6 protein-coding genes are annotated in these 9,529 nt (G+C 67.6%); 4 read left to right on the forward strand and 2 right to left on the reverse strand.

Translation table 11 applies throughout. The features are described 5' to 3' along the window. Positions 1-173 precede the first annotated feature (173 nt). The 4 genes from nifA to PLE19_22975 all read left to right on the forward strand — a co-directional run bounded on the left by nifA (position 174) and on the right by PLE19_22975 (position 4,579). Complete coding sequence (nifA, locus tag PLE19_22960; GenBank protein ID HPD17808.1) at positions 174-1,727, forward strand: nif-specific transcriptional activator NifA; 1,554 nt, start codon at positions 174-176, stop codon at positions 1,725-1,727. A 231-nt stretch (positions 1,728-1,958) separates the two neighbouring features. Next, positions 1,959-2,777: a hypothetical protein gene (locus tag PLE19_22965; GenBank protein HPD17809.1), complete on the forward strand. Its 819-nt coding sequence runs from the start codon at positions 1,959-1,961 to the stop codon at positions 2,775-2,777. 42 nt (positions 2,778-2,819) lie between these two features. Then, a complete protein-coding gene (locus PLE19_22970; GenBank protein HPD17810.1) occupies positions 2,820-4,160 on the forward strand; it encodes an ammonium transporter in 1,341 nt (446 codons plus the stop codon). 77 nt (positions 4,161-4,237) lie between these two features. Then, positions 4,238-4,579, forward strand: a complete 342-nt coding sequence (locus tag PLE19_22975; GenBank protein HPD17811.1) for a P-II family nitrogen regulator — start codon at positions 4,238-4,240, stop codon at positions 4,577-4,579. Between the two features lie 124 nt (positions 4,580-4,703). Here PLE19_22975 and PLE19_22980 read toward each other — a convergent pair whose 3' ends face one another. Both PLE19_22980 and PLE19_22985 read right to left on the reverse strand, forming a co-directional pair. Further along, a complete protein-coding gene (locus PLE19_22980) occupies positions 4,704-5,624 on the reverse strand; it encodes a PQQ-binding-like beta-propeller repeat protein (GenBank protein HPD17812.1) in 921 nt (306 codons plus the stop codon). A 229-nt stretch (positions 5,625-5,853) separates the two neighbouring features. After that, complete coding sequence (locus PLE19_22985) at positions 5,854-8,619, reverse strand: heparinase II/III family protein (protein ID HPD17813.1); 2,766 nt, start codon at positions 8,617-8,619, stop codon at positions 5,854-5,856. Positions 8,620-9,529 lie beyond the last annotated feature (910 nt).

Below are 9,529 nucleotides of genomic sequence, written 5' to 3' on the forward strand. Positions count from 1 at the left end.
GGCCAGAATCGCGGGCGTCGCAGTCCCACGCGGATTCTTGGACAGGCTCCTAGCCGGCAGCGCGGTTGCTCCCTACCCGTCTTGACCTCGCCGTCGCGAATTCCTACAATATCGTCGGCCAGCATACGGCAACAGACACGCCGGTGCGGCTCAGCTCTGCGAGGGACTGCCCAGTGGCCACCCCCGTGCCCCCACAGGATGATGCGCGCAAGGCCCGAGCCCTGTCGCTGATCTTCGACATCAGCCAGGCGATCAACCGCAGCCTGGATATCCACGAGACGCTGGCCCCCGTGCTCGACACCCTGGCCACCCACCTGGGCATGGTGCGCGGCACCCTCACGCTCCTGAACCGCAAGACCCGCCAGATCACTATCGAGGCCGCGCACGGCCTCTCGCCCGACCAGCTCCAGCGCGGCCGCTACCAGTTGGGCGAGGGCGTCACCGGCAAGGTCATCGCCAGCGGCGAGCCCGCCGTGCTGCCGCGCATCTCCGACGACCCCTTCTTCCTCGACCGCACCGGCGCCCGCAAAGGGCTGCGCAAGGAGGACCTCTCGTTCATCTGCGTGCCGATCAAGCTCGGGGCCGAGGTGCTCGGCGCGCTCAGCGTGGACCGCCCCTCGAGCGACGCCGCCCTGCTCACCGAGGACGTGCGCCTGCTGACCATCATCGGCTCGATGCTGGCCCAGGCCGTCCGCCTGCGCCAGGCGGCCGAAGAGGAGCGCGAGCGCCTGCTCGAAGAGAACCTCCGCCTCCAGGAGGAACTCAAAGAGCGCTTCCGCCCGGCCAACATCATCGGCAACTCGAACGCCATGCAGGAGGTCTACGACCTCATCGCCCAGGTCGCCAAGAGCGACGCCACGGTGCTCATCCGCGGCGAGAGCGGCACCGGCAAGGAACTCGTCGCCCACGCCATCCACTACAACAGCCGCAGGGCCGAGCGGCCGTTCGTGCGCGTCCACTGCGGCGCCCTGCCCGAGACGGTGATCGAGAGCGAGCTCTTCGGACACGAGAAGGGCGCGTTCACGGGCGCCGTGGCCCAGCGCAAGGGCCGCTTCGAGCTGGCCCACGGCGGCACCATCTTCCTCGACGAGATCGGCGACCTCTCGCCCGCCATCCAGGTGAAGCTCCTGCGCGTCCTCCAGGAACGCGAGTTCGAGCGCGTGGGCGGCACCGAGACGCTGCGGACCGACGTGCGCCTGATCACGGCCACCAACCGCGACCTCGAGGCCCTGATCGCCGAAGGCGGCTTCCGCGAGGACCTCTACTACCGCCTCAACGTCTTCCCCATCCGCGTGCCGCCGCTGCGCGAGCGGAAGACCGACATCCTGCTCCTCGCCGACCACTTCGTCGAGAAGTACGCCAAGGCCAACCACAAGCCGGTCAAGCGCATCGCCACCCCGGCCATTGACACCCTCATGGCCTATCACTGGCCGGGGAACGTGCGCGAACTCGAGAACTGCATCGAGCGCGCCGTGCTCCTCGCCTCCGACGACACGATCCATGCCCGCCACCTGCCGCCCACGCTCCAGATGCCCGACGCCAGCCCCGTGGCGAGCCGGGGCACCTTGCAGGCCATCCTCGATGCCACCGAGCGCGATCTGCTGGTGGACGCCCTGAAGGCCTCGCGCGGCAACAAGGCCAAGGCGGCGCGCGCCCTGGGCCTCACCGAGCGCCTGATGGGCCTCCGCGTCCGCAAGCACGGCATCAACCCCAAGCGCTTCCGCTAGACCAGTACATCCACACCGCCAGGTAGGTCAGCCACAAATACCATACCGAATGGTATGATTGTGGGACCGGCCCACTCGAGCGACTCTCGGCTTCTAAAATATTGCCATCACTGCATTTACGCAGATGCACCAGCCCGGACCTGCGATCTGGCACACCCATTGCTCTCGCACGCCGATGCGCCAACCTGGCGCTGGACCAGGCGTTCGATGCAAGGGAAAGGGCCGGAACCGATGCGTCTCATGTCCGCCGCAGTGGCCATCCTCTTGTTTCCCTGTGCGGCTCGCTGGGGGGCCGCCGCCGAGGTGCCCGCCCCCGAGGGCGGTGCGGCCCCTGCCGAATCGGCCCCCGCGCCCGAGAAACCCTGGTCGGTCACCCTCGACTCGACGTTCAACGGGAAGTACGTCTGGCGCGGGGTCAACGTGGTGGACGACCCCGTGTGGCAGCCCTCGGCCACCTTTGCCTGGAAGGGGCTCAGCCTGAACGTCTGGGGCAACCTGGACCTCACCGACGTGAACGGCGACCGCCGCAACTTCACTGAGGTGGACTACACGCTCGACTACTCGCACAGCGTGGGCAAGGCCACGTTCTCGGTCGGCACGATCCGCTATGTGTTCCCCCACACGGGGTTCCCAACGACCACCGAGGTGTACGCCGGCGTGACTCTCGACGCGCCCCTCTCCCCCACCTTCAAGGTCTACAAGGACATTGATGAATCGGACGGCGTCTACGCCAACTTCGCCCTGAGCCACACGGTCCCCGGCCTGATCCGGTTCTCGGAGAGAGCCAGCATGTCGCTCGCTCTCTCCGCGGCCGTGGGCTGGGGCGACCACAAGAACAACAACTTCTACTATGCAGGCACCGATGCGAGCGGCCTGGCCGATCTGACGTGCTCGGTGGGCCTTCCCATCGCCATCGGCGACCACATCACCATCAAGCCCGCCCTCAACTGTTCGCGGCTGCTGGACCCCGACGCCCGCCGCAACATGAAGGCCGCGGGCGTTGACCCGACGAATCACTGGCTCGGTCTTTCATTCACCTTCGCGTTCTGAGACAACCCGGCTTCCACCCCCTGAACGAAAGGAGAAAGAGCGATGAAATGGAAGCTGATGGCGGCGGCGGGAGCGTTCGCGTGTCTTCTCGGCGGCACGGCGGCAGGGGCGGAGGCCGCGCCCGCGCCGCCCCCGCCCGCGAGCGCCCAGGGGCTCGACACCTTCTGGGTGCTCATGGCCGCCTTCCTGGTGTTCTTCATGCAGGCGGGGTTCGGCATGGTCGAGGCCGGCTTCATCCGCGTGAAGAACACGTGCAACATCCTCACCAAGAACTTCCTCGACTACTGCATCGCCTGCGTGATGTTCTTCCTCGTGGGCTACGCGTTCATGTTCGGCAAGGGCAGCGCGTTCATCGGCTGGACGGGCTTCGGCATGGAGGGGGCTGAGAACCCCTCGGGCGTGCCGATCTTCGCCTTCTGGCTCTTCCAGGCCGCCTTCTGCGGCGCGGCGGCCACCATCGTGGCGGGCGGCATGGCCGAGCGCATGAAGTTCTCGGCCTACCTGATCTACACGGTCGTCGTCAGCTCGATCCTCTACCCGATCGTCGGCCACTGGATCTGGAACGCCGATGGCTGGCTGGCGAAGATGGGCTTCGGCGACTTCGCCGGCTCCACCGTGGTGCACACGGTGGGGGGCTACGTGGCGCTGGTGGGCACGGTGATCCTGGGCCCGCGAATCGGCAAGTTCGCGCCCGACGGGCGGCCCAAGGCCATTCCCGGCCACTCGATCCCCCTGGCGTCCCTCGGCGTGTTCCTGCTCTGGTTCGGCTGGTTCGGCTTCAATCCGGGCTCGACCCTCGCCGTGGGCGACGGCACGGCGATCGGCCTCGTGGCGATGAACACCAACCTGGCGGCCTGCACCGGCGCGCTGGCGGCCATGCTCACCATCTGGGCGATCGTCGGCAAGCCCGACCTCTCGATGACGATGAACGGCTGCCTGGCCGGCCTCGTGGCCATCACGGCCCCGTGCAACTACGTGTCGCCCGCGGCCGCTCTCGCCATCGGCGCCGTGGCCGGCGTGATCGTGGTGCTCGGCGTGCTGCTGCTCGACCGCCTGGGCGTGGACGACCCCGTGGGCGCCGTGCCCGTGCACGCGATGAACGGCACCTGGGGCACCCTGGCCGTGGGGCTGTGGGGACAGAAGTCCCTCGGTCTCGCCCGCGACGGCTTCTTCCACGGCGGCGGGCTTGAGCAGCTCGGCGTCCAGGCCCTCGGCAACCTGGCTACCATCGCCTTCGCCGTGGTGTTGATGGCCTCGCTCTTCGTCGTGATGAAGAAGACCATGGGCCTCCGCGTCTCGCGTGAGGAAGAAGTCCGCGGCCTCGACATCGGCGAGCACGGCATGGAGGCCTATGCGGGGTTCCAGGTCTTCACCACCACGTGAGAGAAGGGAAGCCCGTCCCGACCCGTCACGCGTCACGCATCGCGCGCTGGCGCCGGCCCCAAGAAAGGAGCGAACCCGTGAAACTCATCATCGCCTACATTCAGCCCGAGAAGCTCAGCGACGTGAAGCAGGAGCTCTACAAGGCCGAGGTCTTCAAGATCTCGGTCACCAACGCGATGGGCTGCGGCCAGCAGAAGGGCTACCACGAAGCCTATCGCGGCGTGGACATCGAGGTGAATCTCCTCAAGAAGGTTCGCCTGGAGATCGCCGTCAACGAGGGCTTCGTCAAGCCCACGGTGGACGCCATCATCAAGGGCGCCCGCACGGGCCAGATCGGCGACGGCAAGATCTTCATCCTCGACCTGGTCGAGTGCATCCGCATCCGCACGGGCGAGACCGGCGGCCCCGCCATCGGGTGAGCCTGCGGAGCCCGCCCGGGAATCCGCGAGGCGCTCCGGCGCCCCGCGCATGGGATGGCCGCATCGGACGTTGCCCGTCCGGGGCGGCCATCGCCGTTCGTGCGCCGTCGGTGCTTGCGGCGCCTCAGCGCAGCCGCTCGCACTTCGTCACGTCGCCCTCGGCGTCTATGATGAAGACCCCCGAGATCGTCTTGAACTGCTGGTTGTCGAACAGCTCGGCCACCACCTTCTTGTCGGGTGACACCTCGACGATCTGCGGCTGCTGGCCCACGTGGCCGTGCCCGCCCCAGTTGCAGATCACCGTGTTGCCGTTCGACAGCCGCTGCATGCCCGCCGTGAACCGCAGCGGGTTGCCGGGCAGGTCGTTCTCGTTGATCTCCCACACCACGGCGCCTTTGGCGTCCACCTCCAGCACCTTGTGGGCGTCGCCCGTCGAGATCAGCGTGTTGCCGTTCGGCAGGCGGATGCCGCCGAAGGCCATCTTCTGCTTGAACTCCCACACGATCTTGCCCGCCGCGTCGTACTCGCGCACCACGCCGTCGCTGTACTGCCCCACCAGGTAGTTGCCGTTGGCCAGCTTGCGGGCGCCGCGCATCTGGCCGTGGGTGTTCTTGCACTCCGTGGTCAGCGGCACCTCCTTGAGGATTTTGCCCTCGCGGTCCACCTCGATGACGCGGCACGGCCCGCTCTCGGCCACCATCACCACGCCGTCGGGCAGCGGCTGGCAGGCGTGCACCTCGTTGGCGGGCGCCGTCCTGTACTCCCACACCACCTTCTGGTCGCGCGTGACCTCTTTGGCGCCCTTGGTATGGGTGAAGAGGATATTGCCGTTCGGCAGCAGCCAGATGTCCTGCGCTCCGGGCGCCTTGCACTCCCACTCGATCTTGCCTTCCTTGTTCACCAGGCACACCTTGCCTGCGCCGTAGTCGGCGCACAGCAGCGCCCGCCCGAGCGACTTCGCCATCGCCGGCTTCGGCTCTTCGCCGGCCCGGGCGCCCATGACGCACGCCAGCACCCCACACCACGCCACACGACGCAGGCTCACTACTTACTCCTTCCATCCAGGGCGATCTGCACCACCGAACGCGGCTGCCATTGTAGCCGCCGACAAGGGGAAATCCAACACCGCCCGCGTCGGACGAGCGTGGACGACATGGACACCATGGGCAGCATGGACGCGGCGACGAGCCGTTGCGTCCATACTGTCCATCGTGTCCACGACATGTTCGCCGTAACGCGCGCGATATGAGCAAGCGCTCAGCGCGCCCCCACGCTCACGGTTCCGGCGGCGCAGCGGCCTTGGAGTCAATGGCCACGTCGAAGCCGCCGGGGCGCGTGCCGCGGAGGGACGATGCTTCGAAGCGGCCCCCCGCGGGCGTCCATTGCCAGGTGTCAGTGAACTTGCCGCTGCGGACCGTCACCGTCGTCCCATCCAGCTTCACCGCCAGGTCCTTGTGTTGCCAGGGGTCGTAGACGCTGGCGAAGCGGACGGCCGCCGTATTGAGGCTCGCCTGAAGCTGCTGCCAGCCGAGCGGCTTGCTGCGGTTATCTGCGGTCGAGACGGCGACGTCGGCCTTGAATGCGGCATCGGCGACGACCTGGAAGTCGCACTGCGCCTTGCTCGCGACGAGGCGATAGCGGCCGTTAGCCGCGTCCACGGCCTCCAGCTTCGGCCCCTGCACCAGCCACGTGATGTCCACAGCCTGCGGGGCTCGGATGTCGTCGAGCACGAGCACGTAACTCCCCTTCACCCAGATGAACGTGCGGCGGAAGCGGTCGAGCGCGGGGCGGCTCTTCTTCGTCTTGCGGTCGGTGTAGGCCAGGTACGAGCCGGCCGCCTCGCCCTCGACGACCACGATTGTGGGCGGCGTGTCCTCACGCCGCGTATCGCGGGACGGGGACGTCCCGCCCACAAACCACGCGGTGACCTTCGCCATCTGGGTCATGTCGCCGCTGCCGGGCTGGGTCCAGCCCTGCGGCTCGGCGCGGCCCGGCACCATCTGGCCCATGCCATTGACGAGGATCGTGTTGTGATTGGAGGAGCGCTTGGCTGACGAGTAGCGGTCGGTCTCGGCCAGGTACTCGCCACCCGCGAGCAGGACGAACGAGTTGGCGTCGGGGTCGTCGTGCGCGACGTTGATGTACTGGAAGTTCCTGCCGTTGCGGTACTCGTTGAGGCGATAGCCCCCGAAGGGGCCGCACTTGAACATAGCGGCGACGGCGCCGTCGCCCCAGCTCTCGCGAACGGTCGCGAGACCGAGGTCGGGGAAGAAACTCGCCGTCGGCAGCTTGCCCAACTGCCCGCCGGTCAGGCTCGGGTCGTCCCACAGGATGGACCACCAGCCGAACTCCGTGGCCTTCGGCTCGGCCTTGGCGAACTGGCGAAGGCCGTCCATCACGTCGGCCTGTTTGTGGTGAGCGGCGGCTTTCTGGAGGAAGTTGTTGTAGCCGCCCACGCCGCCGGAATCGCCGTAGTGCAGGCTGTCGCGCAGCCCGGGGGCGAGGGTGGAGAGGCGGAAGAGGCCCACGTTGCGGAAGAACGGCTCGTCGAGGTACTTGGTGCCGAGGCACTCGTCGGACGCCTGGCAGGCCAGCACCAGGTGCGGCCCGCCGAAGACGAGGTAGGTCGCCGACTCGTGGCTCGTGCCGTCCCTGGGCAGCCACTTGGCCACGAAGCCCAGTTCCTCGTGGGTCCTGGCCAGGAGCCACTGCTCGTCGTCGGCGCCGCTGAAGGCGGCGAGGACAGCGAGGGCCAGGCCCGCGTTGCGGTGCCAGCGGTGGTTGTTCTGCGGGTCGCCCTGCCAGTAGTGGGTGCCGGGGTTCTTGGCCAGGTGGCCGCCGTGATACATCGCGCGGGCGTGGAACCACAGGGTCTTGCGGAACTGCTCGCGGAAGGCGGGGTCGAGGTCATTGTGCAGCCAGTCGAAGGTCAGGGCGGCGCCGACCATGATGTTGGCCGCGCTCATGCCGCTGTTGCGCTCCTCGCCCGTCTCCCAGTCGGGCAACGACTGAAGGAGCTTCAGGAAGCCGATGCCGCGCTCGAGCGACGCCTTGTCGCCCGTGAGCAGGTAGTGGAGAGCTACGGTGGGCATGCGCCAGAGGCCCTGGCGCTGGCCGTCGGTGGCGTCGGCCAGGAAGGCCGGCTTCTCCGGCGCGACGCAGACGGGCAGATAGGCGAGCATCTGGTCGCGCCAGGGCTTCGCGAGGTCGGAACCTCCCGTGGGCTGCGAACCCGCGGGAGGCTGGAAGAAGGCTTTGAGCTGGGGGATTCGCTCGGCCGTGAGGAGCAGGCGCGGCCGCTTGGCGAGCATGCCCTCGCGCCACGCCACCGGCGGCCCCTCCAGCGCGGGGTCCTTGTCGGGCACCACGGGCGGCGGGGGCGGAGGAGGGGTGGGCTTGACCTTCATCGGCCCGCCCAGTTCCGCCTCCACGTCGTCCACCCAAAGCGTCTGGGCCTTACCGTCCGTGGCATCGCCGAACAGCGCCACGGCAGCGAAGCCGGTGGCATTCGTCTTGTTCCAGTCGAACCGCTTGACCGGCTGGTCGTCCAGCATCAGCGTCATGCCCTTCTCGGCATCGAAGTCGAAGGTCCACTTCCGCCAGCGCGCCTCTCGCTTGATCCCCAAGTATTGGAGGTTGGCAAACCAGTTCTTCTGGTCAGTGTCAGTTACGGCGTAAGTCGTGTCTCCTGCGAGGTATCGGGCGTAGAGGGCCCCCACGGCGAGCACGCGTCCGCCGGCGAGGGCCACGCCCCAGCGCGGCCCGGTGCGATACGCCTTGGGGTCGGCGGGGGCCGTGCCGTCGTCGTAGACCCAAAGGCTCACGCGGCCCGAGCCGTCTTCATCGCGCAGTTTCCAGCAAGCGCTGGCCCCCGGTTCGATCCGGAGCGCCGAGCCGGTATCGCCATGGCGGCGGTCAGCATCCAGCGCCACGGCGCCCTTCGTCTGCCACTTGCCCAGATCCTGGGTGCCATCGAAGCTGCTCGTCGCGGCACCCTGGCTCCACCGCAATCCCAACAGGCAAACGACCACACATCTCACTGCAATTTGCCGGTATCCGTGCATGTTTCTTCTCCTGCTCCACTGAGGGTAGGGCCTCTCAGGCCGAGCCCGCGGGGCGCGACCCCCTGCCCTTGACTCAGAAGCTCTCCGAGCGCCGCCGTGAGCCGCATTCTAGCGTCAGCCTTCGCCGCGCACAAGGGGCGTTGCCTACTACCCTCCCGGGCCACCGCCACCTGGCCGATGCATGGGCGGCCACGGCGGTCGCCGCCGAGTGTCCGTCGGCGTCCAGCCTTCAGGCGGCGCCTCATCTTCACGCCATTCCGCCCCCCTCTCATGCTGGCTCATCCCGCAGATGAGCGAGCATGGCCGGAACCGCGAGAATCGCCAATCCTCGCCCTTCCGCCCATGCTGTATCACTCTCCCCCTCACAGGGCTGATACAGCATGGGCACGCTGCGCCCCCGAGGCGCTCGGCTGCGCAGTCCCGAGGAACCGCCGGATCGCCAGGAGCAGGAACCGCCACTCGCTCCACCAGGCCTGCCGAGCCAGGATCGCCAAACACTGAAGAGCCCATGATGTTGTGCCGCCGCATATGGATGTTGACGGCTGACAACAATATCTAAGTGTCTACGCACCAATATGTTCAAGGTCACAGGAAGACCTGCTAACCTGGCTACGTTGACAGGCGGCAACATCGCCTGAGGGTCCCCAGGCATGCGTGTGTCCGGTGCGCAGGACCCGCCGGGCAAGGCAGTGCGTAACGCTTTGCAGCAGTGCCGCTTAGGGATCAGCGCCACCTGTCGGTCGCTTGCGGCGCCCGAACGGTCAACCGGCACACGAATTGCTATTTCTCCACCCAGCTTTCTGCACTTGGAGTATGGGCCGGCTACCGCATGCTCTGAGGAGGAACGGACGTGTCAACGCTGCCAAGGGTGACGGTGCCGTCGGGG

This window comes from Planctomycetota bacterium (assembly GCA_035384565.1).
Classification (GTDB): domain Bacteria; phylum Planctomycetota; class PUPC01; order DSUN01; family DSUN01; genus DAOOIT01.

Coding starts and splice junctions, on each gene's coding strand:
- PLE19_22965 (HPD17809.1), top strand. CDS start 1,959: ATGCGTCTCATGTCCGCCGCAGTGGCCATCCTCTTGTTTCCCTGTGCG.
- PLE19_22970 (HPD17810.1), top strand. CDS start 2,820: ATGAAATGGAAGCTGATGGCGGCGGCGGGAGCGTTCGCGTGTCTTCTC.